This is a genomic window from Streptomyces xanthii (assembly GCF_014621695.1).
In the GTDB taxonomy this organism is placed as follows: domain Bacteria; phylum Actinomycetota; class Actinomycetes; order Streptomycetales; family Streptomycetaceae; genus Streptomyces; species Streptomyces xanthii.
Genome location: NZ_CP061281.1, coordinates 529,268 through 554,305, shown reverse-complemented (window position 1 = coordinate 554,305; position 25,038 = coordinate 529,268). Strand labels below are relative to the sequence as shown.

At 72.6% G+C, this 25,038-nt stretch carries 24 protein-coding genes and 1 riboswitch; of the genes, 15 read left to right on the top strand and 9 right to left on the bottom strand.

What is annotated here, in order from left to right:
* The first annotated feature begins 67 nt into the window (after positions 1-67).
* The 8 genes from IAG42_RS02645 to IAG42_RS02610 all read left to right on the top strand — a co-directional run bounded on the left by IAG42_RS02645 (position 68) and on the right by IAG42_RS02610 (position 8,030).
* A complete protein-coding gene (locus tag IAG42_RS02645; protein WP_394811272.1) occupies positions 68-1,636 on the top strand; it encodes an ABC transporter substrate-binding protein in 1,569 nt (522 codons plus the stop codon).
* Positions 1,633-2,625, top strand: a complete 993-nt coding sequence (locus tag IAG42_RS02640) for an ABC transporter permease (RefSeq protein ID WP_188335379.1) — start codon at positions 1,633-1,635, stop codon at positions 2,623-2,625. Before IAG42_RS02645 ends, IAG42_RS02640 begins: the two co-directional genes overlap by 4 nt.
* A complete protein-coding gene (locus IAG42_RS02635) occupies positions 2,618-3,490 on the top strand; it encodes an ABC transporter permease (protein WP_188335378.1) in 873 nt (290 codons plus the stop codon). The genes IAG42_RS02640 and IAG42_RS02635 overlap by 8 nt, the downstream gene beginning before the upstream one ends.
* Positions 3,487-4,443: an ABC transporter ATP-binding protein gene (locus IAG42_RS02630; protein WP_394811180.1), complete on the top strand. Its 957-nt coding sequence runs from the start codon at positions 3,487-3,489 to the stop codon at positions 4,441-4,443. Before IAG42_RS02635 ends, IAG42_RS02630 begins: the two co-directional genes overlap by 4 nt.
* Positions 4,436-5,092, top strand: a complete 657-nt coding sequence (locus IAG42_RS02625; RefSeq protein ID WP_188335377.1) for an ABC transporter ATP-binding protein — start codon at positions 4,436-4,438, stop codon at positions 5,090-5,092. The genes IAG42_RS02630 and IAG42_RS02625 overlap by 8 nt, the downstream gene beginning before the upstream one ends.
* 104 nt (positions 5,093-5,196) lie before the next feature.
* Entirely contained in the window at positions 5,197-6,057 is an 861-nt protein-coding gene (locus tag IAG42_RS02620; protein WP_188335376.1) for a phosphatidylinositol-specific phospholipase C/glycerophosphodiester phosphodiesterase family protein, read from the top strand.
* A gap of 111 nt (positions 6,058-6,168) precedes the next feature.
* The gene (locus tag IAG42_RS02615; protein ID WP_188335375.1) at positions 6,169-6,363 is read left to right on the top strand and encodes a hypothetical protein; all 195 of its coding nucleotides are present in this window, start codon (positions 6,169-6,171) and stop codon (positions 6,361-6,363) included.
* Positions 6,364-6,452: 89 nt separating this feature from the next.
* The gene (locus tag IAG42_RS02610; RefSeq protein ID WP_188335374.1) at positions 6,453-8,030 is read left to right on the top strand and encodes a hypothetical protein; all 1,578 of its coding nucleotides are present in this window, start codon (positions 6,453-6,455) and stop codon (positions 8,028-8,030) included.
* A 10-nt stretch (positions 8,031-8,040) separates the two neighbouring features.
* Here the strand turns inward: IAG42_RS02610 and IAG42_RS02605 are convergent, their stop codons facing one another.
* Positions 8,041-8,397 (bottom strand): DUF779 domain-containing protein, encoded by a 357-nt coding sequence (locus tag IAG42_RS02605; protein ID WP_188335373.1) that lies wholly within the window; start codon positions 8,395-8,397, stop codon positions 8,041-8,043.
* 75 nt (positions 8,398-8,472) lie between these two features.
* On the opposite strand from IAG42_RS02605, the gene IAG42_RS02600 reads away from it, so the two are divergent.
* The gene (locus tag IAG42_RS02600) at positions 8,473-8,847 is read left to right on the top strand and encodes a hypothetical protein (RefSeq protein WP_188335372.1); all 375 of its coding nucleotides are present in this window, start codon (positions 8,473-8,475) and stop codon (positions 8,845-8,847) included.
* A 20-nt stretch (positions 8,848-8,867) separates the two neighbouring features.
* Here IAG42_RS02600 and IAG42_RS02595 read toward each other — a convergent pair whose 3' ends face one another.
* Positions 8,868-10,013 carry a hypothetical protein gene (locus tag IAG42_RS02595; protein ID WP_188335371.1) on the bottom strand — a complete coding sequence of 382 codons (1,146 nt, stop codon included), beginning with the start codon at positions 10,011-10,013 and terminating at the stop codon, positions 8,868-8,870.
* A 170-nt stretch (positions 10,014-10,183) separates the two neighbouring features.
* Between IAG42_RS02595 and IAG42_RS02590 the strand changes: the two genes are divergently transcribed.
* Positions 10,184-10,804 carry an L-threonylcarbamoyladenylate synthase gene (locus IAG42_RS02590; RefSeq protein WP_188335370.1) on the top strand — a complete coding sequence of 207 codons (621 nt, stop codon included), beginning with the start codon at positions 10,184-10,186 and terminating at the stop codon, positions 10,802-10,804.
* A gap of 18 nt (positions 10,805-10,822) precedes the next feature.
* On the opposite strand, the gene IAG42_RS02585 is transcribed toward IAG42_RS02590, so the two are convergent.
* From IAG42_RS02585 to sigJ, 4 genes are all read right to left on the bottom strand, one after another.
* Positions 10,823-11,596 (bottom strand): ABC transporter ATP-binding protein, encoded by a 774-nt coding sequence (locus tag IAG42_RS02585; RefSeq protein WP_188335369.1) that lies wholly within the window; start codon positions 11,594-11,596, stop codon positions 10,823-10,825.
* Positions 11,593-12,609, bottom strand: coding sequence for a FecCD family ABC transporter permease (locus IAG42_RS02580; protein ID WP_188335368.1), 1,017 nt, complete (start codon positions 12,607-12,609; stop codon positions 11,593-11,595). The genes IAG42_RS02585 and IAG42_RS02580 overlap by 4 nt, the downstream gene beginning before the upstream one ends.
* Positions 12,606-13,637 carry an ABC transporter substrate-binding protein gene (locus tag IAG42_RS02575; RefSeq protein ID WP_188335367.1) on the bottom strand — a complete coding sequence of 344 codons (1,032 nt, stop codon included), beginning with the start codon at positions 13,635-13,637 and terminating at the stop codon, positions 12,606-12,608. Before IAG42_RS02575 ends, IAG42_RS02580 begins: the two co-directional genes overlap by 4 nt.
* 62 nt (positions 13,638-13,699) lie before the next feature.
* Positions 13,700-13,904, bottom strand: a riboswitch (cobalamin riboswitch).
* A gap of 7 nt (positions 13,905-13,911) precedes the next feature.
* Positions 13,912-14,832: an RNA polymerase sigma factor SigJ gene (gene sigJ / locus IAG42_RS02570; protein ID WP_188335366.1), complete on the bottom strand. Its 921-nt coding sequence runs from the start codon at positions 14,830-14,832 to the stop codon at positions 13,912-13,914.
* 98 nt (positions 14,833-14,930) lie between these two features.
* Here sigJ and IAG42_RS02565 point away from each other — a divergent pair, with 98 nt between their 5' ends.
* Positions 14,931-15,311: a hypothetical protein gene (locus tag IAG42_RS02565; RefSeq protein ID WP_188335365.1), complete on the top strand. Its 381-nt coding sequence runs from the start codon at positions 14,931-14,933 to the stop codon at positions 15,309-15,311.
* Positions 15,312-15,322: 11 nt separating this feature from the next.
* Here the strand turns inward: IAG42_RS02565 and IAG42_RS02560 are convergent, their stop codons facing one another.
* Positions 15,323-16,585, bottom strand: coding sequence for an arginine deiminase (locus tag IAG42_RS02560; RefSeq protein ID WP_188335364.1), 1,263 nt, complete (start codon positions 16,583-16,585; stop codon positions 15,323-15,325).
* An 18-nt stretch (positions 16,586-16,603) separates the two neighbouring features.
* On the bottom strand, positions 16,604-18,082 hold the full coding sequence (locus IAG42_RS02555; protein ID WP_188335363.1) for a basic amino acid/polyamine antiporter: 1,479 nt from the start codon (positions 18,080-18,082) through the stop codon (positions 16,604-16,606).
* A 131-nt stretch (positions 18,083-18,213) separates the two neighbouring features.
* Between IAG42_RS02555 and IAG42_RS02550 the strand changes: the two genes are divergently transcribed.
* Together IAG42_RS02550 and IAG42_RS02545 are read left to right on the top strand one after the other, a co-directional pair.
* Positions 18,214-19,308 carry a baeRF3 domain-containing protein gene (locus IAG42_RS02550; RefSeq protein ID WP_188335362.1) on the top strand — a complete coding sequence of 365 codons (1,095 nt, stop codon included), beginning with the start codon at positions 18,214-18,216 and terminating at the stop codon, positions 19,306-19,308.
* Between the two features lie 48 nt (positions 19,309-19,356).
* The gene (locus IAG42_RS02545) at positions 19,357-19,995 is read left to right on the top strand and encodes an FxLYD domain-containing protein (protein WP_223205825.1); all 639 of its coding nucleotides are present in this window, start codon (positions 19,357-19,359) and stop codon (positions 19,993-19,995) included.
* 15 nt (positions 19,996-20,010) lie between these two features.
* Here the strand turns inward: IAG42_RS02545 and IAG42_RS02540 are convergent, their stop codons facing one another.
* Positions 20,011-21,756 (bottom strand): FUSC family protein, encoded by a 1,746-nt coding sequence (locus tag IAG42_RS02540; protein WP_188335361.1) that lies wholly within the window; start codon positions 21,754-21,756, stop codon positions 20,011-20,013.
* Between the two features lie 115 nt (positions 21,757-21,871).
* Here IAG42_RS02540 and IAG42_RS02535 point away from each other — a divergent pair, with 115 nt between their 5' ends.
* Positions 21,872-22,504: a DUF1345 domain-containing protein gene (locus tag IAG42_RS02535; protein ID WP_188335360.1), complete on the top strand. Its 633-nt coding sequence runs from the start codon at positions 21,872-21,874 to the stop codon at positions 22,502-22,504.
* A 218-nt stretch (positions 22,505-22,722) separates the two neighbouring features.
* Positions 22,723-25,038, top strand: a complete 2,316-nt coding sequence (locus IAG42_RS02530; RefSeq protein ID WP_188335359.1) for an FdhF/YdeP family oxidoreductase — start codon at positions 22,723-22,725, stop codon at positions 25,036-25,038.

The window sequence follows — 25,038 nt, the reverse complement described above, 5'->3', positions numbered from 1 at the left end:
AGCTTTATGCAACAACGGTCGATCTTGAACAGGGGTGGGTGGAGTGGCACGTCCGGCACGGAGCGTCATATCAGGAGCGGCGGTCACCGCACTCGCGCTGACCGCCGCGGCCTGCGCGGCGCCGGACGACGGCACCGCGGGCGGCGACAAGGGCGGCTCCGACAGCGCGGTCGTCGGCATCGCCTACGAACCCGACAGCCTCAGCCCCCTGCTCGGCTACGGCAAGGACGGCAACTCGAAGATCTTCGACGGGCTGCTCACCCACGACGCCGGCATGAAGCTGAAGCCCGCCCTCGCCGCCGCCCTGCCGAAGGTCACCGACGACGGCCGCACCTACACGTACAAGCTGCGCGAGGGCGTGAAGTTCAGCGACGGCGAGCCGTTCACGTCCGAGGACGTCGTCTTCACCTACGAGACGATCCTCGACAAGAAGACGAACAACGCCTCGAAGACCGAGCTGGACGCCGTCGAGGACGTCGAGGCGAAGGGCGACGACACCGTCGTCTTCCACCTCAAGTACCCCTACGCGCCGTTCGCCGAGCGCACCGTCCTGCCCATAGCCCCCGAGCACATCGCGGCGAAGCAGGACGTCAACAGCGGCACCTTCACCACGAAGCCCGTCGGCACCGGCCCCTACGAACTCGTCAAGTGGTCCAAGGGCGAGCAGCTCGTCTTCAAGGCGAACCCCGACTACTGGGGCGGCAAGCCGGAGATCGAGCACTTCACCATGGCCGTCATCAAGGACGACGACGTGCGCGCCACCCGGCTGCGCTCCGGCGACCTCGACGGCGCCATCCTCCCGCCGAACCTCGCCAGGACCTTCGCGAAGGACGGCGGCAAGAAGACGTACGCGGCCAAGAGTTTCGACTACCGCCTCGTCACCCTGCCCACCGGCAACAAGGTCACCGGCGACACCGCGATCCGCCGCGCCCTCGACACCGGCGTCGACCGCAAGGCCATGGTCGACCGGATCCTCGAAGGCGCCGGCAAGGAGGCCTACGGGCCCGTCCCGACCGACAGCCCCTGGTTCACCCGGGGCACCGAGCGCGCGTACGACGTCGACCAGGCGAACAAGCTGCTCGACGAGGCCGGCTGGAAGAAGGGCGCCGACGGCGTCCGGACCAGGGACGGCGTCCGCGCCGCCTTTCCGCTCTGGTACCTGACCGGCGACAAGCTCCGCCAGGACCACGCCCTCGCCTACGCCTCCGACGCCAAGAAGCTCGGCATCGACATCAAGGTCGAGTCCGGCACGTGGGAGGTCATCATGCCCCGCATGCCCGAGGACGCCGTCCTCGCCGGCGGCGGCGCCCCCGCCGACCCCGACTTCGACCAGTACGGTCTGCTCAGGTCCACGCTCGCGGGTGACGGCTTCAACAACATGGCCTGGTACGACGACAAGAGCGTCGACCGGGCCCTCGAAGCGGCCCGCAGGACCGACGACCGCGCCGAGCGGCAGAAGGCGTACGACACCGTCCAGCGCGCCCTGGTGAAGGACCCCGGCTACACCTTCCTCACCCACATCGACCACCTCTACGTCGTCGACGAGCGCTTCGGCGACCTCACCACCCAGGTCGAACCGCACGACCACGGCCTGGCCTCCGGCCCCTGGTGGAACGTCGAGGACTGGCGCGCATGAGCAGGCGGCTCCCCTGGGGGCCGATGGCACGCCTGACGGGCCGGCGGATCCTCTTCGCCGTGCCCGTCCTGGCCGTCGTCACCTTCGGCGTCTTCGCGGTCGCCGCCGCCTCCCCCTTCGACCCGGTCAGGGCCTACGCGGGCACCGCCGGACTCACCGCGTCCCAGGAGAACCTCGACCAGCTCCGCGAGAACCTCGGTGTCGACCGCCCGCTGACCGGCCGCTGGTGGGACTGGCTCACCTCCGCCCTCCACGGCGACCTCGGCGACTCCGCCGTCATGCGCCAGCCTGTCGCCCAGGTCATCGGCGAACGCCTCGGCTGGTCCGTGCTGCTCGCCGCCACCGCGTTCCTCGCCGCGATCGTCGTCGGCACCCTCCTCGGCGTGCTCGCCGCGCGCCGCCGAGGCAGCCCGCTCGACCGCGCCGTCACCTCCCTCGCGTACACCCTGGAAGCCGCCCCGCCGTTCTGGCTAGGGCTCCTCGCCGTCTGGCTGTTCGCCCTCAAACTCGGCGTGCTGCCCGCCGGCGGCCTCACCGACACCGGCTCCACCACGGTCGGCGCGGGCCAGGTCCTGTCCCACCTCGTCCTGCCCGCCGGCGTCCTCGCCGTCTCGCAACTTCCCTGGTTCGTCCTCTATGTGCGGCAAGGCGTCGGCGAAGCCCTCGACGAGGACCCCGTACGCGGCGCCAAGGCCCGTGGACTCGCCCAGCGCACCGTCCTGTTCGGCCACGCCCTGCGCTCCGGCACCCTGCCCGTCCTCACCCTGATCGGCTCGCGCGTGCCCGAACTCATCACCGGAGCCCTCCTCGTGGAGACCGTCTTCAGCTGGCCCGGCATCGCCGCCGCGACCGTCCAGGCCGCCACCTCCGTCGACTTCTCCCTGCTCGCCGCGCTCACGGTCCTCGCCACGTGCGCCGTCCTCGCCGGGAACTGGGCCGCCGACCTGCTGTACGGCCTCGCCGACCCGAGGGTGGGCTTCGATGGCTGACCAGACCCTCGCCTGGCGCACGCACGGCACCCGGCGCCGCTCCACGCGCGCGTGGCGGGTGCGCTCCTCCGCCGTGATCGTGGCCGCCGTCCTGCTCGCCGTGCTGCTCGTCCCGCCCCTGACCCAGCTCGACCAGCAGGCCGTCGACCTCGCCGCGAAACTGCGACCGCCCACCTGGGCCCACCCGTTCGGCACCGACGACGTCGGCCGCGACCTGCTGCTGCGCTGCGTCTACGGGCTGCGCGTCTCCCTGCTCGTCGGGGTCGTCGCCGCCGTCGTCGCGACCGTCGTCGGAACGGCCGTCGGCGCGCTCGCCGGCGCCCTCGGCGGCTGGACCGACCGGGCCCTGATGCGCGTCGTCGACGCCTTCTCCTCCGTGCCGCACCTGCTGCTCGGCATCTTCATCGTCGCCATGTTCCGGCCCGGCGTCTGGCCCGTGGTCGTCTCCGTGGGCCTCACCCACTGGCTGTCCACGGCCCGGATCGTGCGCGCCGAAGTGCTCTCCCTGCGCTCGCGCCCGTACATCGACGCGGCGATCTCCGGCGGTGCCTCCCGATGGCGGGTCACCCTCCGGCACCTGCTGCCCGGCGTACTGCCCCAGGCCGCGCTCGCCGCCGTCCTCATGGTGCCGCACGCCGTCTGGCACGAGTCCGCCCTGTCCTTCCTCGGCCTCGGACTCCCCGCCCACCAGGCGAGCCTCGGCACCCTCGTGCAGTCGGCGCGCGGCTCGCTGCTGGCCGGCGACTGGTGGCCCACCCTCTTCCCCGGACTGTTCATCATCGTGCCGACCCTCGCCATCGCGGGCCTCGCCGGAGCCTGGCGCGAACGCCTCAACCCGCGCCGCCGATCGGAGCTGACCCTGTGACCACCCCGGTGCTCTCGGTGGACGGCCTCTCCGTCCGCTTCCGGATGCGCGACGGTGCGTACGTGCACGCCGTCAGCGACGCCTCCTTCGACCTCGCGGCGGGGGAGTGCCTGGCCCTCGTCGGCGAGAGCGGCTGCGGCAAGTCCGTGCTCGCCTCCGCCCTGCTCGGCCTCCTCCCCGCCAACGCCGAGACCGCCGGCACCGCACACGTCGACGGCCTCGACCTGCTCGGCACCGACGAGGCGACCCTCGCCCGCACCGTGCGCGGCCGGCGCGTCGGCCTCGTCCCGCAGAGCCCAGCCGCCCACCTCACTCCCGTCCGCACCGTCCGCGCCCAACTCGCCGAGACCGTACGGGAACTGACCGGCCTGCGGCGCCGCGACCCGAAGCTCGGCGCCGCCGTCGAGGCGGCCGCCGCCCGCGCCGCCTTCCCCGCCGACCGCCTCGACCACTACCCCCACGAACTCTCCGGCGGCCTCGCCCAGCGCGCCGCCACCGCGCTCGCCCTCGTCGGCGACGCCCCGCTGCTGCTCGCCGACGAACCCACGACCGGACTCGACCGCGACCTCGTCGACCGCACCGTCGACGAACTGCGCCGCCACATCGGCGACGAGCGTGCCCTGTTGCTCATCACCCACGACCTCGCCGCCGCCGAACGCATCGCCGACCGGGTCGCCGTGATGTACGCGAGCCGCATCGTCGAACTCACCGACGCCGCCACGTTCTTCGGCGCCCCGGGCCCCCGGCACCCGTACGCCCGCGGCCTCCTGAACGCCCTCCCCGACCGGGACTTCACCCCGATCCCCGGCATGCCGCCCGAACTCGGCGCCCTGCCCCCGGGCTGCGCCTTCGCCGAGCGCTGCGACCGCGCCGACGCCGCCTGCGACCGGCTGCCCGCCCTGCTCGACGGCACGGCCTGCCACCACCCCGTACGGGAGTCCGTCCATGCTTGAGCTGCGCCGCGTCACCGCGGGCTACGACCCCCGCGAGCCCGTCCTGCGGGACCTCACCCTCACCCTCGAACCCGGCGAGAGCGTCGGCCTGCTCGGCCCCAGCGGCTGCGGCAAGTCCACCCTCGCCCGGGTAGCGGCCCTGCTGCACGAGCCGTACGCCGGTGAGGTGGTCCTCGACGGCGAGCCCGTCCGCGGCTGGCGGCACCGGGCGCCCCGCGCACAGCGCACCGCGTTCGGCGTCGTCTTCCAGCAGCCCCGCCTCTCGGCCGACCCGCGCCTCCGTCTCGCCGACCTCGTCGCGGAACCCCTGCGCGCCAACGGGCTCGACCACGCCGCCCGGGTCGCGGAACTCGCCGAACGGGTCGGCCTCGGCCAGGACCTGCTCGCCCGCCGCCCGCACGAGGTCAGCGACGGCCAGCTCCAGCGCGCCTGCCTCGCCCGCGCCCTGACCCTGCGCCCCCGATGGCTGATCTGCGACGAGATGACGGCGATGCTCGACGCGTCCACGACGGCGGCGCTGGTCGCCGCGGTGGAGGCCTACCGCGCCGAGACCGGTGCGGGCCTGCTCGCCGTCGGGCACGACCGGGTCCTCCTGGAGCGCTGGTGCGACCGGATCGTGGAGTGGGAGGCGGGAGCGGGACGCGGTTGAACCAGCGGTGACGGTCCGGCCAACTCCCGTCCCGGGCCTGCCCTTTGCCGCTCCGCGCCGCGCATACTCACCGGTGTTCCCAACGGCCCACCACGGGAGGCACCATGGCCCCGACCACCCGCCGCAGAGCCCTCGGCGCTTTCGCCGCCGCCCTGGCCACCGGACTCGCCGCGCCCCAGCTCGCCCGGGCGGACGGACAAGGGCGGCACGGGCCCCGGCCCCTGCTTCGCGCCCACGCCCACAACGACTACGAGCACCCCCGGCCCCTCTTCGACGCGCTGGACCACCGCTTCAACAGCGTCGAGGCCGACATCTACCTCGTCGACGGAGAACTCCTCGTCGCCCACGACCCCGTCGACCTCGACCCGAGCCGCACCCTCGAATCCCTCTACCTCGCCCCGCTCGCCGCCCGCGTCCGGGCCAACCACGGGTCGGTGTACCGAGGACGCCGCGTCCCGCTCCAGCTGCTCGTCGACATCAAGACCGACGGAGCGGCCACCTACCTCGAACTCGACCGCCAACTGAGCCGGCACCGCCACCTGTTCACCACCTACGCCCACGGCCGCGTACACCCCGGACCCGTCACCGCGGTCGTCTCCGGCGACCGGGCCGCCCGAGTCCCCATGGAGTCCCAGACCGCGCGCAGCGCCTTCTACGACGGCCGGCTCGCCGATCTCGGCACCACCGCACCCGCCTCCTTCGTCCCGCTGATCAGCGACAACTGGGCGAACAACTTCACCTGGCAGGGCGTCGGCCCGATGCCCGCCGCCGAACGCGACAAGCTGCGCCAGATCGTCGGCGCCGCGCACGCGGCCGGGCAGCGGGTCAGGTTCTGGGCCACCCCGGACCTCGCGGGGCCCCAACGGGACGCTGTCTGGGCCGAGTTGACCGCCGCCGACGTCGACCACCTGAACACCGACGACCTCGCCGGACTCCAGGCCTTCCTGGAGACGTACGACCGGTGACCGCCCGTTAACACTCTTTCGGGGGACAGGTCGTGCCCCGGAACGGACCCTCCGCTGCGCCACACTTGCGGCCGACAGCCACGGCGTGGGCGTGGCGGAGGAGGTTCGGCGATGTCTCTGTCCATTTCCATCGTGCTGCTGCTCCTGATCGTCGCGGTGATCTTCCTGCGCAACGGGGCGCTCAAGCTCTCGCACGCCCTCGTGTGCGTGCTGCTCGGCTTCCTGCTCGCCGGCACCAGCGCCGCCCCGACCATCCACGACGGCATCAACGCCACCGCGAGCCTGGTCAGCGGCCTCAACCCGTGACCCCGGACGGCCCCGGTGATCGTTTCGGGTTCGTGAACAACTCCCGTACGTACATGGACACTTCAAGGCGGTCGGCCTAGCTTCGGCGCATGCCGCAGCGAAGAAGCCTCGCCCGTGCCCTCGCCCTGACCCTCGTCGTCGCGGGCGCAGGAGTCGTCGGCCCGACCGTGGCCTCGGCCGACGACATCCCCAAGGCGCCGGGCCACCGACTCGTCCCGCAGTACGAGGGCGCGCCCGCCGACCCGCGCCCCGTCACGGGCCGGGCCCCCGACCAGCACCCCCACCTCGCCGCCAACGGACGCAGCGGGATGCACGCCGACGCCTGGGGCAGCGGCACCTACCCGTGGAGCGGACCGCGCGGCGTGAGCCCGAGTGCGAGCAGCGAGAAGATGGCCGCGCTCGGCGGCGAGTGCGCCACCGTCACCTTCGACCGGGCCGGCCGCATCGTCACCGTCTGCGGCACCTTCACCGGCTTCCTCGTCAAGCTCCTCGACCCGAAGAGCCTCGCGACGCTCGCCGAGTACCAGCTGCCGCAGCGGCCCTCCACCGTCGAGGCCATCACCCGCCTCGACTTCTCGAAGATCTTCAAGGACACGTCCGGCGGCGCCTACTCCTACCTCGACGAGCAGGACCGGCTCGTCCTCGCCGACTCCCGCCAGCACATCGTCCGCCTCGCCCACGAACAGGCCGCGGACGGCACCTGGAGCTTCCGCGTGACCGACGACTGGGATCTCACCGGACAGGTCCCGCACGACTGCGTCAGCTGGACCAACCTCTACCCCAGCGGCACGTGCGACCCCGTCACCTCCGTCATGCCCGACTGGGACGGCCGCATCTGGTGGGTGACCCGGCAGGGCCGCGTCGGCACCGTGGACCCCGGCACCGGCGGGATCCGCTCGATCCGGCTGGACGGCGAGGAGATCCAGAACTCCTTCTCCGTGGCCCGCGACGGCGTCTCCATCGTCACCGACCACGCCCTCTACAGCTTCGAGGCCACCGCCGACGGCACCCCCGACGTCGTCTGGCGCCAGACCTACGACCGGGGCACCGGCACCAAACCGGGCTCCGTGAACCAGGGTTCCGGCACCACCCCCGACCTCTTCGGCGAACACGAGAACTACGTCGCGATCACCGACAACGCCGACGACCGCATGAACGTCCTCGTCTACCGCCGCGACGCCGACGTCCCCGACGCACAGCGCCTCGTCTGCAAGATCCCCGTCTTCGGCTCCGGCGCCTCCACCACCGACAACTCCCTCATCTCGTACGGGAACAGCCTCGTCGTCGAGAACAACTACGGCTACGAGAACATCACCTCGCTCACCTTCGGCCGCAGCGTCGTCGGCGGCGTCACCCGCATCGACGTACGCCCCGACGGCAGCGGCTGCGACACCGTCTGGGAGAGCCAGGAACGCTCCCCGTCCACCGTGCCGAAGCTGTCCACCGCGGACGGACTGCTGTACCTGTACACGAAGAGGCCCGACAAGCTCGGCATCGACGCCTGGTACCTGACCGCCGTCGACTTCCACACCGGCCAGACGCGGTGGAAGCGGCTCGTGGGCACCGGGATCGCCTACGACAACAACTGGGCGCCGGTCACCCTCGGACCCGACGGCACGGCATACGTCGGTGTCTTCAACGGGCTCACGGCCGTGCGCGACGAGTGACGCGGCGCGGTCAGGTGCCGAGCAGCCGGGACCGGATCAGGAAGCGGACTCCCTCGGGGGCCTCCAGCGAGAAGCCGCTGCCGCGCCCCTCGACCACGTCCACGATGAGCCGGGTGTGGCTCCACACCTCGTACTGGCTCCGCGACATCCAGAACGGCACCGGCTCGGCCACCCCCGGCACCGCCAGCTCGGCCAGCAGGACGTCCGCCGCGCCGGTGCGGAACTCGCCGTCCGGGTAGCACATCGGGGCGCTGCCGTCGCAGCAGCCGCCGGACTGGTGGAACATCAGCGGGCCGTGGGACTCCCGCAGCCGCCGCAGCAGCGCGGCGGCCTCGGGAGTCAGCTCCACGCGGGGTTCGTCGCTCATGACGGGTCAGTCAAGCCACGAGGACGTTGCGAGCACGTTGCACGTCCGGAGCCCCGCGCCGCATAGGCTCGGACCATGGAACAGAGGGAGATCATCCTGCGGGCGATCGGCGTGCTGACCGAGACGCAGGAGATGGTGCGCAGACTCACCGACGGCGAGCAGCTCGACACCGACGTCACCCAACTGGGGCGGCTGGTCTCGGAGGTGTTCCCCACCGTCGAGATCCCGGCGGGCGCGACCGCCGAGCAGGCGGCCGAGATCACCATCTCCGCGCTGATGCCGGCCAGCGTCTCGCTCGTGGAGGCCTTCGCCTTCCTGTTCACCCAGCTCGCCCTGGTGCACGACGAGGGCCGCAGAGACGTCAGCTCCACCGAACTGCTTCAGGAGATCGCCCTGCGGATGTCCGCGCCGGACTCACCGGAGAGCCCGGACACGCCCGACGCGGACTGAGGCCGCAAGCACCGGACCCGCTAGCGGTTCGGATCCCGGAAGCGGCCGAACGCCTTCGACAGGGCGCCGAGCGGTGAACCGTCCGGCCGGGCCACGGGCGCGGCCGGACGCGGCGCCGCCGAGCCGGCCTCCGCCAGCGCGGCCTGCGCCGCCTCGGCCGCCTCCTTGTACAGGTCACGGGACTTGGTCATGGCGTCCAGCGCCTCCGCGTACCGGCCGACCATGTCCTGCGCGTGCGCCAGCTCCTCCTCGGGCGTCAGCAGGTGCCAGCCCTTGCGCAGCCGGTTCACCACCCGCTCCGCCTCGGCGGACAGCGGCCTCGGCAGCGCCGTCGCGGCCACGATCCGGTCCAGCAGCTCCGGCTGCTCCGACCCGTCCAGGAACACGCTGCGGACCGTGAAGGCCTCCGGCTCGTACCCCGGCTCGCGCGGCGTCGCGGGCAGCACGACGGCGCCGCCGCGCGGCAGCCGCACGTCCAGCTCCTTGCGCAGCGCGAAGTCCACGATCTGCGCCAGTTCGGGCGCCGCCCGGTGCTCGATCACCCGGTGGCGCAGGCTCGGCGGCAGCGCGGAGACGACCGGGAGCTGCCCGCGCAGGTCCGGGGTCATCGCCTCGTGCACCACGACGTGCGTGTACCAGCTGTCGCGCGAGCACTCGCGCAGCAGGCGGCGCACCTCGTCGTCGTCCTTGGGCAGCGGGTTCGTCGCGCGGATGCGCAGCCCGGCCACCGTCTCGTGGTCCCACGGCACCCGCTCGCTGTCCGGCCAGAACATCGTCGCGGGCGAGGGCCAGTGCGGCCGCCACTCGGCCTCGGCCTCCGCCGCCAGGACCCAGGGCACGCCGCCGTCGGTCTCACGGCGCCGGGCCTCCGGCTCGTACGTCGTCAGCTGCGCCCGCACGGTGACGTCGCCGTCCACCCGCCAGCGGGCCTCGAAGACGCGCCGGGCACCGGGGCCCGGGTCGGCGTCCTCGTCGCGGGGGTGCAGGGCCGTGGAGCGCGCGGCGTCGGCCGGATCGAGGTCGACGAAGCCGTCCAGCACCCCGGCCGCCTCGAGAGCGATCAGGTTGCGCCGGACGTCCTGCTCGGGCTCGGGACCGGTGTGGCGGCCGCGGGCCGGCCAGACGGTCGAGGGGGCGGGGTTCGAGGAAGGTTTCTTCTTGGCCATGGAGTCGATCTGTGAGCGGACGGGGCCCGACCAGTATGGTCCGTCGACCTGTGCGCGCGGGGGACCAGGGGGTGCGGGTGTCGGGATTGTCGCGCCGGGATTGTCGCACGTGCCCGCGATTCCCGGCCGTGTACCCCGGAGGCGCCCGCCCGATCCCGTACGCTCGCCGCATGGCCAGGTACTTCGACGTGCATCCCGAGAACCCGCAGGCGCGCCTGATCACGGCCGTCGCCGACAGCATCCGCGACGGGGCGCTCGTCGCCTATCCGACGGACTCCTGCTACGCGCTGGGCGCGCGGCTCGGCAACCGCGAGGGCGTCGACCGGATCCGCGCGATCCGCCAGCTCGACGACAAGCACCACTTCACGCTGGTGTGCCAGGACTTCGCGCAGCTCGGCCGGTTCGTGCACATCGACAACGACGTGTTCCGCGCCATCAAGGCGGCCACGCCCGGCAAGTACACCTTCATCCTGCCGGCGAGCCGCGAGGTGCCGCGCCAGCTCCAGCACCCGAAGAAGAAGACCGTCGGCGTCCGCATCCCCGACCACGTCGTCACCCAGGCCCTGCTCGCCGAGCTCGGCGAACCGCTCCTGTCGAGCACGCTGCTGCTGCCCGGCGAGGACGAACCGCTCACCCAGGGCTGGGAGATCAAGGAACGGCTCGACCACTCCGTCGACGCGGTGCTCGACTCCGGCGACTGCGGCACCGAGCCGACCACCGTCATCGACTTCTCCGACGGCGAGGCCGAGATCGTCCGGTACGGCGCGGGCGACACCGACCGCTTCGAGTGACCGCGGAGCCCCGCGGGCTCAGACCGTACCCAGGAAACGGATGTGCGGTCCGCAGTCCGGGTCCGGGTGCGTGATCCGGGCCCGTACGCCGTAGACGTCGGCGACCAGTTCCTCCGTCAGCACCGCGCCCGGGGTGCCGGCGGTCACGACCCGGCCCGCGCGCAGCACGACGACCTCGTCGCAGTACGTGGCCGCGAGGTTCAGGTCGTGCAGGGCGACCACACACGTCAGGTCGAGGGAGCGGACCAGGTCGAGGAGCTCCAGCTGGTGCTGGATGTCGAGGTGGTTGGTCGGCTCGTCCAGGAGCAGCTCGCGCGGCTCCTGGGCCAGCGCCCGCGCGATCTGCACCCGCTGCCGCTCACCGCCCGACAGGGTGTGCCACGGCCGGTCCGCGCGGTCGGCGAGGCCGCTGCGCTCCAGCGCGGAGCGCACCGCCCGCTCGTCGGCGGCCGAGGCCGGCGACCACGCCCTGCGGTGCGGGATCCGGCCGAGCCGCACCACGTCGGCGACCGTCAGCTCCACTTGTGTGTCGGACTGCTGCTGCACCAGCGCGATCCGGCGCGCCGCCTCTCTGCGCCCCACCCCGGCGAGCGGCTCGCCGTCGAGCGTGACGACACCGGCCGTCGGCGCGAGCACCCCGGCGAGCAGCCGCAACAGCGTCGACTTGCCCGACCCGTTCGGCCCCAGCACCCCCGTCACCGATCCGGGCTTCGGCGCGAGACAGACCCCGTCCAGGATCAGCGTCCCGCCCGCCGTGCGGGCCACGCGCTCGGCGCCGAGCCCCGCCGTCATCGGGTGCTCCGGCCGCGCCACAGCACGTACACGAACGCGGGCACGCCGATCAGTGACGTCACCACCCCCACGGGGACCTCCTGCGGTTCGAGGACGGTGCGGGCGAGCGTGTCGACCCACACCAGGAACACGGCACCGGTGAGCGCGGTGGCCGGGAGCAGCCGGGTGTGTCCGGGACCCACCAGGGCGCGGGCCGCGTGCGGCAGCACCAGTCCGACGAAGCCGATCGCGCCCGCCGCGCTGACCAGCGCCGCCGTCAGGAGCGCCGTCACGCACAGCAGGACGAGCCGGGTGCGGGCCACCCGCACGCCGAGCGCGGCCGCCGCCTCGGGGCCGAACGCGAACGCGTCGAGGGTCCGCCCGTGTCCGAGACACACCGCGAGCGTGACCACGAGGACCGCCAGACACAGCCACACCTCGGTCCAGCCGACGCCGCCGAGCGAGCCGAGCAGCCAGAACAGGACGCCGCGCGTGGTCTCCGCGTCGGCCGCCGTCAGGACGACGAACGAGGTCAGCGCCGAGAAGAGCTGCATCGCCGCGACGCCGCACAGCACCACCCGGTCCGTGGTTCCGCCCAGCGCGTGACTGAGCACCAGCACCAGGCCGAACGAACAGACGGCGCCCAGGAACGCGCCGCCGGACACCGACAGGGCGCCCCCGCCGATCCCCAGCACGACGACCAGGACCGCGCCGGTCGAGGCCCCGGAGGAGACGCCGAGCACGAACGGGTCGGCGAGCGGATTGCGCAGCAGGGCCTGCAGGACCGTGCCGCAGACCGCGAGGCCCGCCCCGCACACGGCGGCCAGCAGGGTGCGCGGCAGCCGCAGGTTCCACACGATCCCGTCGCGGATCGGCGACAGGTCCGAGCTGCCCCAGCCGAGCCGGGCCGCCACCGAAGCCCACACGTCGCCGACCCCGATGTGCGCGGGCCCGATCGTGATGGCCACGGCGACCGAGACGCACAGGGCGGCGAGGCCCGCCGCCGCGTACGACGCCGCGCGCGGACGGGTCACTTGGTGAGGCCGAACGCGCGCAGCGCCGCCGCCACCTTCTCCACGCCGTCCACGGTGCGGATCGTCGGGTTGAGGTCCTGCCCCTTGAGCAGCACGTACCGCTTCTCGCGGACCGCCTTCATGTTCCGGGTCGCGGGGTCGGACTCCAGGAACCTGATCTTCTGCGCCGCCGACTCGGCCGACTGCGAGCGCCGGGTCAGATCGCCGATCACCAGGACGTCCGGATCGCGGTCCACGACCGTCTCCCAGTTGATCTGCGGCCACTCCTCGTGGGTGTCGTCGAAGACGTTGCGCACCCCGAGCGCGTTCGTGATGACGCCGGGCGCGCCGCAACAGCCCGCCATGTACGGCGACTTGGAGTCGGAGAACCAGTACAGGACGCTCACGCCCTCGGCGTCCGCGCCCGAAGCGGCCTTCCGCACCCGCGACTTGAGCCGCGCCACCAGCTTCTCGCCGCGCTCGCGCACGTCGAAGATCCGCGCCAGGTCCCGGATCTCGCCGTAGACCGTGTCCATCGTCAGCGCCTCGGTGCGGACGCCGTCGCCGTCACCGCTGTTGTCCTTGTCCGCGCAGTCGGTGGGGGAGAGGTACGTCGGCACGCCGAGCTTCTCGAACGAGGCGCGCGGTGCCACGCCGCCCTTGCCGAGGGTGTAGCCGAACGAGGCGGCGGCGAAGTCGGGTTCCGTGTCGAGGACCTTCTCGAACGACGGGTAGCGCTCCGCGAGGCGCGGCACCTTCGCGTTCGCCTTCGCAAGGTTCGGGCGCACCGGGTCGGTCCAGGTGCCGGTGCCCGCCATCCGGTCGGCGAGGCCGAGGGACAGCATGATCTCGGCGGAACCCTGGTCGAGGGCGACGGCGCGGCGCGGCGGGTGCGGGACGTGCACGCGCTGCCCGCAGTTGGTGAGCGTGACACCGGCTCCGGCCGCGTCGCCGGCGCGGTCCGACGGGGCGCCGGAGCCGCACGCCGTGAGCAGCAGCGCGGTGATCGGCACGAGGGCACAGAAGCGGGCGAGACGTGCGAAGGGCACGGGAGATCCTTTAGCGTCCAGGGCTCAAACGCGGAGCCGGCCAACGGTCCGCCCCGGCCGGTGGACGGGCGGGGCCGCCAGCAGGTCTTCGGACTCGGGGTCGTCCGGACGGAGCGCCTTCCCGGGCCCGGTTCCCCCCCGGCCCAGTGGCAGTTGCCCCGCCCGTCGCCCTCACCGCTGCGCGTCAGTTCCGGTCTTGCACCGGATTCCCTGACCCGAGTACGTACAAGTACGCACAAAGGTACGACTGGCTTGGGGAAGCTATCACAGGGCGTCACCACCCCGGCAGAGCGCCTCGGTCCTCGCCCGACCAGGCCCGCAGCTTCTCCGGATTGCGCACCACCCAGATCCGCGCGACCCGTCCCCCGGCGAGATCGAACGCGGCCACCGTCAGCACCACGCCGTCCCGGAGCGCGACGAGGCCCGGCGCGCCGTTGACCGTGCGCTCCAGGAGTTCCAGGCCCGGCGCCTTGTCGGCGATCGCCACCATGTACGAGGCGATGCGCGCCGCCCCCTCGACCGGGCGCAGCGCGGCCCCCGCCAGACCGCCGCCGTCCGCGGTCATCACGGCGGACGGGGCGAGCAGACCGACGAGCGCGGCGATGTCCTTCGCCTCCCAGGCCCGCCTGACCTGCCGCACCGCGTCCGCCTGCCCGGCGGCGACGCCCTCGGAGCGCGCGGCGCCCGCCCGGCGCCGCGCCGAGGCGGCCAGCTGCTTGCAGGCCGCCGGCGACCGGCCGAGGACCTCCGCGATCTCCGCGAACGGATACCGGAACACGTCGTGCAGTACGAACGCCACCCGCTCCGCCGGCGTCATCGACTCCAGGACGACGAGGAACGCCATGCTCACGGACTCGTCGAGAACCATCTGCTCGGCGGGGTCGCCGCCCTGGCCGTGCGCCCACTCGGACCGGTCCGGGAGCGGCTCCGGCAGCCACGCGCCGACGTAACGCTCGCGCCGGGCGCGCGCCGAGCCGAGCACGTCCAGGCAGATCCGGCCGGTCACCGTCGTCAGCCAGGCGCCCGGCGCCGCGATCGCGTCCCTGCGGTCCCCGGGCAGCGCGTACCAGCGGGCGTACGCCTCCTGCACCGCGTCCTCCGCCTCGGCCAGCGAACCGAGCAACCGGTAGGCCACATTGAGCAGTTGGCGCCGCTCACCCGCGACCGCGTCCGTGTCCGCTCCCGCCGTCCCCACACCGACCGCCCCCTCGCCTTACCTTTCGCCGGCCTGCGTCGTCGGCCTGTCGAGACCTTATCGACCGACTGCCCCCGGGCGGGAAAGAGGACCAGGCCATGACCACCCACGTGACGACCACCCGGCGCACCGTCTCGTTCCTGCGCGTCGCGATCGCGGTGCAGACCGCGACGATCTTCCTCCAGGCCGTCTCGGCGGGACTGCTGCTCACCGCCTCCTACGGGGAGGCGCTGCACAGCGCCGGGGCCCGCGTGATGTACGCGGCGTCGATGCTGTACCTGCTCGCGGCCGTGCTGGCGTGGAAGCCGGGCGGCGGTCCGGTCCGGCCCGTGTGGCACGCCACCGGCTTCCTGCTGCTGGCCTCGGCGCAGGTCGTGCTCGGTGTCGCGCACGTGCCGTCGGTCCATCTGCCGCTGGGCGTGCTCATGTTCGGGCTGAGCGTGCTGGCGCTCGCGCGCGGTGCCGGCGGTCCCCGCTGAACGCAGAGGCGTCAGTAGTCGACCGGGTCGCGGACGATCGGGCACGTCATGCAGTGCCCGCCGCCGCGGCCCCGGCCCAGCTCGGCCCCGACGATGGTGATGACCTCGACGCCGGCCTTGCGCAGCAGGGCGTTCGTCTGGGTGTTGCGGTCGTACGTGAAGACGACGCCGGGTTCGAGGGCCACGGCGTTGTTGCCGCTGTCCCACTGCTGGCGCTCGGACGCGTACACGTCGCCGCCGGTCTCGATGACCTGCAGGCCGGGCAGGCCGAGCGCCTTCGCGACGACATCGACGAACGGGGTCGAGCCCTCGTCGGTGAGGTCGAGACCCGGGGCCCGGTCGCTGGGGCGCAGCGTGAACGTGTGCACCGACTCCATGATCCGCGGGTAGAGGGTGACGATGTCGCGGTCCGCGAACGTGAAGACGGTGTCCAGGTGCATCGCCGAGCGCAGCCTGGGCATGCCCGCGACGATCACCTGCTCGGCGGCGCCGTTCTCGAACAGGGCCCGTGCGACCTGGGTGACGGCCTGTCGTGACGTGCGTTCGCTCATGCCCATCAGGACGACACCGTTGCCGACGGGCATGATGTCGCCGCCCTCGAACGTGGCCTGACCCCAGTCGCGTTCGGGATCTCCCCACCACACCCGTGAGCCGGTGAAGTCGGGGTGGAAGAGGTAGACGGCCTTCATGAGCAGCGTCTCGTCGTGCCGGGCCGGCCAGTAGAGGGGGTTGAGCGTGAGGCCGCCGTACAGCCAGCACGTGGTGTCGCGGGTGTAGAGGGTGTTGGGCAACGGCGGCATCAGGTACTCGCGCGCGCCCGTGGACTCGCGCGCCAGGCCGACGTACGGCGAACGGTAGGCGTCGGGGAGGTCGGCCGTGGCGAGGCCGCCGATCAGGTACTCGGCGAGCAGGTGCGGCTCCAGAGTGTCGAGGAACGCGCGGGTGTCGTCGATGAGTCCGATCCCGACCTGGTTCGCGGTGATCTTCCGGTCGAGCAGCCAGGACCTGGCCTCGGGGATCGCCATGGTGCGGGCCAGCACCTCGTGCAGCTCCACGACGTCGACGCCGCGCCCGCGCAGCTCGGCCACGAAGGCGGCGTGGTCGCGCTGGGCGTTCTCCACCCACATGACGTCGTCGAAGAGGAGGTCGTCCGAGTTGGTCGGGGTGAGTCTGCGGTGGGCGAGTCCCGGGGCGCAGACCAGGACCTTGCGCAGCCGGCCGACCTCGGAGTGGACGCCGTACGCGGCGGAGGGCAGGGGGGAGCGGTCGTTCACGGTGTGCCTTCCCGGGGGTCAGAGGCTGATCCAGCCGGCGGCCAGGGCCACGACGCCGAGGACGGCGCCGGCCACGGAGACCGCGAGGACGAGGAGCTCGCGCGGGGAGAACAGGCGCCTGCCCTGTTCCCGCCGCGCCATCACGAACAGGATCGTGGCCGGTGCGTAGAGGACGAACGAGATGAGGACGAATCTCAGCCCGGCCGCGTAGAGCAGGAATGCGGTGTAGAGCGTCGCCACGAGCGCGATGGTCGTCTCGCGCCCCGAGGTCCGGCCGCCGGTCGTACGGGGGTCGGGGCGCAGTCCGGTCTTCGCGGCGAAGGCGGCGGCGAGCAGGTACGGGATGAGGGACAGCGCACTGGTCAGGTCGAGCGCGAAGTTGAAGGCGTCGCTGGAGAACGCGGTGACGACGAGCACCACCTGGGTGAGGAGCGTCGTCAGGAGCAGCGCGGGGACGGGGACGTCGGCTCGGTTGGCGCGGCGCAGGAAGCGGGGCATGTCGTCGTCCTTGGCGGCGACGAACAGCACCTCGGCCGCCATCAGCGTCCAGGCCAGGTAGGCGCCGAGCACGGACACGATCAGCCCGACGCTGATGAAGACCTTGCCCCAGGTGCCGACCGCCTCCTCCAGGACCCCGGCCATGGACGGCTGGCGCAGCCCGGCGATCCGGTCCATCGGCAGGATCCCGTACGAGACGATGACCACGGACGCGAAGATCGCGAAGACGCTGACGAAGCCCAGCAGGGTCGCCCGGCCGACGTCCTCGCGGCGTTTCGCGTGCCGGGAGTAGACGCTGGCGCCCTCGACGCCGAGGAACACGAAGACGGTGGCGAGCATGGTGCCGCGAACCTGGCTGAAGAGGGAACCGGCGTAGTCGGCGCCGCCCCAGTTGTCGGCGAAGACGCCCGGGTCGAAGTAGACCAGGGCGAGGACGACGAAGACGAGGATGGGCACGACCTTGGCGACCGTGACGATCCGGTTGATGGCCGTGGCCTCCTTCACGCCGCGCCGGATCATCAGGAAGAACGCCCACAGGCCGGCGGAGGACAGCACCACGGCGAGAGCGGTGTCGCCGTCGCCGAGCGCGGGCCAGATCGCGCCGACCGTCGACATGATCAGGACCCAGTACGTCACGTTGCCGACGCAGGAGCTCGCCCAGTAGCCGAACGCGGAGAAGAAGCCCACGTACTCGCCGAACCCCGCCTTGGCGTAGGCGTAGACGCCCGCGTCGAGGTCGGGTCTGCGTACGGCGAGCGACTGGAAGACGAAGGCGAGCATGAGCATGCCGGTGCCGGCGATCGCCCACGCGATGAGCGCGCCGGCGACCCCGGTCTCCTCGGCGAAGCGGCTCGGCAGCGAGAAGACGCCGGCGCCGACCATGGAGCCGATGACCAGGGTGGTGAGGGTGAAGAGCGTCAGCCGGGCGGCGGGCGGGGACGACGTGCCCGCGTTGCCGGGGGAGGCCTGCTCGGTGCTGCCGGAGGAAGCCTGCTCCATGCCGTGCCTCTCCTCGCCGGGTGATGCTCGGTCACATTCTTGTACCGTTTCGTGTCGTTATGCACCTTTTGCCGGATCTTCGTTGTATAGGCAGGATGGGGTGATCTGGCCTTTGGAAGGGGCATCCAGGCATGTACTCCTCGCTCAACCCGGAGATCCTCCGCGAGCTGCGCCGGCCGCGCTCGTACCCCGCCGTCTCGCTGGCGATGACCACCCACCGGCGCCCGCCGGACGACGCCCAGGACCCCGTCCGGCTGGGCAACCTCGTCGACGACGCGGTCCGGCAGTTGGACGCCGACCCCGGCGTCACCAAGGAGCGGCGCGAGGACGTCCTGAAGCATCTGCGCGCGGCCGTGCAGGAGGCCGACCTCGTGCACGCCAAGGACGGGCTCGTCCTGTTCGCCGCCCCCGGCGAGCACCAGGTCTGGGCCATCGACCGGGAGGTGCCCGCCCGGGTCGTCGTCGCCGACACGTTCCTGACCCGCAACCTGGTCGCGGCCGACGCCGCGGCCCATCCGTACTGGGTGCTCTCCGTCGCCGCCGACCGCATCACGCTCTGGGACGGGCGGGGCAACCGCGTCGTGGAGGACACCGGGCACGGCTTCCCGCGGAGCCGGAGCCTCGAGGACGACGACGTCGAACGCAAGGAGCGTGTCGGCGACGTGCCGAGCACCTACCGCGACGAGGCCACACGGCAGTTCTTCCGCGAGGCGGACGGCATCCTCGCCGAACTGCTGCGCGCCGAGCCGCGCCCCCTCTACGTGACGGGCGAACCCGCCGCACTGTCCCTGCTCACCGAGAGCGGCACCGCCGCCCACGGCTCGGCCCAGGTGCCCTTCGGCGGCCTCTCCCACGGCAGGGCCGACGCGGTCGCCCGGGCCGTCGCACCCGCGCGCACGGCCGACGCCGAGCGCGAGACGGCCGAGGCGCTCGCCGACCTCGACCGGGCCCGCGGCGCCAACACCTACGCCGCAGGCGTCGACGAGGTGTGGCAGGAGGCGGCCGACGGGCGCATCCGGCGGCTCGTCGTGGAGGAGAACTTCCGGGTCACGGTGCGTGCGGGCGAGGGCCATCTCGCCCCGGCGGCCGACGGCGACCTCGACGCCGTGCACGACATCGTCGACGAGATCGTGGAGTCCGCCCTGGAGACCGGTGCCCAGGTCGTGTTCGTGGCCGACGGCACGCTCGCGGAGGCCGGGCACATCGCCGCGGCCCTGCGCTTCTGACGGCCCGCGAACGGACGCCGCCCCCGTGAAACCGAAAGAGGATCGCTGATGAGGTCAGACCTGCCGCGCGGACGCTCCCGCCGGACCCTGCGCGGGCCGGTCGCCCTGGCCGTCTGCACCGTGCTCGCCGGGGCCGCGGGACTCACCGCGTGCGGTGACGACGGCGGGGACGAGTCAGGCCCGAGCGCCAGCCCGCGTCCCACCGCCCCCGAACGCTCCAACTTCTCGGGCGAACCGCCGTCCCCGCTCGCCTCGAAGGCCTCGGAGGCCGAGTCCGCGGCATCGGAGGCCGCCGCGTCCGCCGAGGCGTCGGCCTCCCGGCGCGCCCACGACTTCGAGGCCTCCGTCTCCGCCGACGTCGAACGCAACCGCCAGGAGTACCGCAAGGCGCTCGACTCCGCGGACGGCCAGGGCAACGCGATGAAGGACGTCTCCCTCACCGGCAAGCCGCTCGCCCAGACGGACAACGTCCGCGCCCTCGTCGTCCACATCACCAACAGCACGGACCAGAAGGCTTCGTACGCGGTCCAGGTCGACTTCAGCGACGCCGACGGCAAGGTCGTGGAATCCACCGTCGTCGGGGCCCGGGACCTGGACCCGGGCGAGCGCGCGCAGCCTCTGGCCATCAGCACCAAGCCGCCCGAGCCGCACCTCACCGCGAAGATCGCCAAGGCGCAGCGCTACTGAGCGGGGGGCCGACCGTCAGGGACGGCGCAGGCGGCCGAGCAACGCGTACGCGCGGCCCTCGGCCGCGGCCAGCTCCGTGGGGTCGATGCCGGCCGGCCACAGTTCGCCGGCCGCCGTGTCGTCGGCCTCCCGCAGTTCCACGACGGCCAGCGCGAGGCGGACCTGGACGACGGGAAGCAGGGGACTCGGCGGGCCGGTCAGGGCCTGCTCCGCGTCCGCCGCCACGCTCCGGCACTCCGCCAGCGCCCGCTCGACCCGTACGGCGGCGCGGTCGTGGACGATCAGCAGGGCGCACAGCAGGCCCACCGCGATGCCCACGACACTGCCGAGGACGCGGTCCAGGACCAGTTCGCCCGCGGGGGCCGGGACCGCCAGCTCCGTGAGGAGCAGGGCGATCGGGGTGAGGAAGACGACGGCCAGCGCGTAGTTGCGGGCCGCGACGTACTCCAGCAGGAACTCCAGCACCACGATCACCACGGTCAGCGTCACCGGCGCCAGGTGCAGGCCGAGTACGGCGAGCGCGAGGAGCAGACCGACCCCGGTGCCCAGGGTCCGCTGGACGGCGCGCTGGGCGGTGGTGCGGACGTTCACCGAGTGCAGCACGGCGGCCGCCGAGATCGCCGCCCAGTAGCCGTGCTCCAGACCGAGCAGCGCGGCGACCGCGCCCGCCGCGCCCGTGCCGATCGCCATCCGCCATGCCGGAACGGCCGCCGCCGCGAGCCGCTCCCGCCCGCCGGGGCGCCCCAGCAGCAGCTCGGTGGCGCGCATCGCGCCCGGGTCCTCCGGCGGATGCGGCTCCGGCGCGCCCGACCGGGACCGCAGGGGATCCACGATCGGCGGCACCCGGCGCCTGCGGCCCGTGAGCAGCCGGGCCTGGGCGCGCAGCCCGCGTGCGACCGGGCCCGCCGCCGCTGCCGGTGCGCCTCCGGGGCCGGTCAGCAGGGACCAGGCCAGATCGGTGAGCCGGACGAAATCGGCCTGACCGCCGGGCACGGCGCGGGGGGTGCGCGTCGGCGGAGGGACGCCGAGGCAGTGGTAGGCGTGCAGCACGGCGACCGTCGCGCGATGCCGTACGGACCGGGTCGCCGGGCCGGCCGCGCCCCCGGTGACGTCCAGCAGGTCCGCCACGCGGCGCAGCGCCATGGCCACCGCGAGCCGCTGCGGCCGGTCCGGGTGCAGGAGCACGCCCGCGACCCCGAGCAGCCAGGCGCAGCCCGCGCCGGCCGCCGCGAGCCCGGTGCGGGGGAGGACGTCGCCGGCGGCCGGTGCCCCGTTCGCCGCGACCGCGAAAGCGAAGAGCAGCAGGACCGCGCCGAGTCCGCCGACCCGCGTGACGTCGCAGACGAACTTCGCGATCCCGGCCACCACGGCCGTCGCCGCGACCACCGCCAGCGCCCCCGCCCCGCCCGCGTGCGGATCCGCCGCGACGGCGAGCGCCGACCCCGTGGCCACGGCGGCGGTCATCGCGAGCGCGGCCACCGAGAGGACCCGGACGCGGCGCGCGTAGGGCAGATTGCGTCCGAACGTCGTGGTGAGCGAGCCGAGCGTCGCGTACACCGCGAGGTCGGGCCGGCCGGCCACGCTCAGCGGCACCGCCACGACCCCCGTCGCGAGCGCGGCCCGCAGGGCGAACACGACCGCCCCGTCGACCTCGTGCAGGGCGAACGCCCCGCGCGGGGAGAGGGCACGCCCGGCGCCCCGGGCCGAATGCCGCCACCCGTGCCGCGGCTCGGGCGGAGCGAAACGCCGGAAGTTCGGCATGTGCGGTGTGTTCCCCTTGTCAGGTCTGCGTTTCAAGTCTGCCCGGAGCCGGGGCTCCCCGCGAGAACGGAATTCGGCGGGCCGCCCCGCGCGGGCGCGGCTAGCGTGGTCGCTCATGAACACCCGAAGGCCGCTCTCGGCCGTTCCCCGGCTCGTCGGCGCCGTCGTGCTCGGCGCGCTGATCGGAGTGGCCGTCGCCCTGACCGTGGACGCCGGACTCGGTGTGCTCGCCGGCATCGCGGCCACGGAGGGGCTGTTCGTGCTGTCCGGCTGGCTGGTGCTGTGGCCGCTCGACGCCGAGGCCACCCACCGCAACGTCCGCCGGGAGGATTTCCGCCCCGTCACCGAGGAGCTCGCCGTGGTGGGCGTTTCCCTGTGCGGGCTCGTCGCCATCGTGCTGCTGCTCCTGCGCGGCAGGTCGGAGCATGCGCAGGCCGCCGCGGCGACCGCGCTCGGCGGAGTGTTCATGGCCTGGGCCGCCCTGCATCTGATGTACGCGACCCGATATGCGTTCGTCTATCACACGGCGGGCGGCGGAATCGATTTCAACGGAAAAGAAAAACCCGCCTACCGGGATTTCTTCTATTTCAGTTACAACCTCGGCATGACGTATCAGGTGTCCGACACGAACGTGTCCAGTCCGACGGTGCGCGCGATCGTTCTGCGGCATTGCCTCCTGTCGTACGTCTTCGGCACCAGCATTCTCGCCACGGCCATCAACCTCGTCACCGGAATCGTCACGGGCTGACCGCCCGGTCAATTTTCCGACGGCTCTTCTCGTGCGGTCAAACTGGTATTTTCGATCGGCTGATAGCCCGCGCTTATGAAGGCGTGATCGGCGCCGCCTATCACGTGATCGGCACCGCCTCTTTGACGAATTCCCCGGTGTACCGGAAAGTGAATTCGCTGGGCGCCCGGCGATGCCGGGGAAACCGAATGAGGACGAGGAAAGAGGCAGAACGGAACATGGCGGACATCCAGGACCCGGTCGACGATCTCTCCGTCACCCCGCCGAAGGAGTGGGCGACCGGCGTACCCGCCGTGACGCACGCCCTCGAGTACTCCCTGGGCCAGACCTCCGTACGCCGCACCGCCCTCACCCTGCTCAACATCAACCAGGTCAAGGGCTTCGACTGCCCCGGCTGCGCCTGGCCCGAGCCCAAGCCGGGCAAGCGTCACAAGAACGAGTACTGCGAGAACGGCGCGAAGCACATCGCCGACGAGGCCACCTCGCGCCGCGTCACCGCCGACTTCTTCCGCGACCACACCGTCGCCGAGCTCGACCAGAAGTCCGACTACTGGCTCAACCAGCAGGGCCGGCTCACCGAGCCCATGGTCAAGCGCCCCGGCGCCGAGCACTACGAGCCCATCGGCTGGGACGCGGCCCTCGACCTCGTCGCCCAGGAGCTGCGCGCCCTCGACTCCCCGGACGAGGCCCTCTTCTACACCTCGGGCCGCCTCAACAACGAGGCCGCGTTCCTGCTCCAGCTGTTCGCCCGCGCCTACGGCACCAACAACCTGCCCGACTGCTCCAACCTGTGCCACGAGTCCAGCGGCTCCGCCCTCACCGAGACCCTCGGCATCGGCAAGGGCAGCGTCACCCTCGACGACATCCACGAGTCCGACCTCGTCTTCGTCGTCGGCCAGAACCCGGGCACCAACCACCCGCGCATGCTGACCGCGCTGGAGGAGACCAAGCGCAACGGCGGCCGCGTCATCGCCGTGAACACGCTGCCCGAGGCCGGACTGCTGCGCTTCAAGCACCCGCAGAAGGCCCGCGGCGTCATCGGCCGCGGCACGCAGATCGCCGACCAGTTCCTGCACATCCGGGCCGGCGGCGACCTCGCCCTCTTCCAGGCCCTCAACCTGATGCTCCTGGAGGCCGAGGAGAAGGCCCCCGGCACCGTCGTCGACCACGACTGGATCACGACCCACAGCACCGGCTACGAGGAGTTCGCCGAGCACGCCCGCAAGACGTCCTGGGACGACGTGCTCATGGCCACCGGGCTCTCCCGCGCCGAGATCGAGCAGGTCCACGAGCAGGTCCTCAAGAGCCGCAGCGTCATCGTCTGCTGGGCCATGGGCGTCACCCAGCACAAGCACGGCGTGCCCACCATCCGCGAGATCGTCAACTTCCTGATGCTGCGCGGCAACATCGGCAGGCACGGCGCCGGCGTCTGCCCCGTCCGCGGCCACAGCAACGTCCAGGGCGACCGGACCATGGGTGTCTGGGAGCGGATGCCGCAGGCGTTCATGGACGCGCTCGGCCGCGAGTTCGACTTCACGCCGCCCGAGAAGCACGGCCTCGACTCCGTCGACGGCATCCGCGCCATGCGCGACGGGAAGGCCAAGGTCTTCGTCGGCGTCGCGGGCAACTTCGTCCGCGCCACCCCCGACAGCGACGTCACCGAAGAGGCGATGCGCGGCTGCCGGCTCACCGTCCACATCTCGACCAAGCTCAACCGGTCCCACACGGTCTGCGGCGACACGGCCCTCATCCTGCCGACGCTCGGCCGCAGCGACCGCGACGTCCAGGCGGGCGGCGAGCAGTTCTACACCGTCGAGGACTCCATGAGCGAGGTGCACGCCTCGCGCGGCCGCCTCGCCCCGGCCTCCCCGCACCTGCTCAGCGAGATCGCGATCATCTCCCGCCTCGCCCGCAAGGTCCTCGGCGACAGTCCCGCCATCCCCTGGGAGGACTTCGAGGCGGATTACGGCACCGTCCGCGACCGCATCTCCCGCGTCGTGCCCGGTTTCGAGGACTTCAACGAGCGGGTCGCGGCCCCCGGCGGCTTCCGTCTGCCCAACCCCGTCAACCAGGGCGTCTTCCGCACCCCCAGCGGCAAGGCCGTCTTCACGGTCAACGCGTTCACGATGCCCGAGGTCCCCGCCGGCCACCTGCTGCTGCAGACCCTGCGCTCGCACGACCAGTGGAACACCATCCCCTACGCCATGAACGACCGCTACCGGGGCATCCACAACGCCCGCCGGGTCGTGATGGTCAACCCCGCCGACATCGAGGCCCTCGGCCTCGCCGACCGCGACCTCGTCGACCTCGTCTCCGTCTGGCACGACGGCACCGAGCGCCGCGCCCCCGGCTTCCGCGTCGTCTCCTACCCGACCAGCGAGGGCTCGGCCGCCTCCTACTACCCGGAGACCAACGTCCTCATCCCGCTCGACAGCGTCGCCGACATCAGCAACACGCCGACGTCGAAGAGCGTCCTGGTCCGGCTCGAACCGGCCGCCTCCGGCGGTGCGCCCGCCGACGGCGTGGCACTGTGA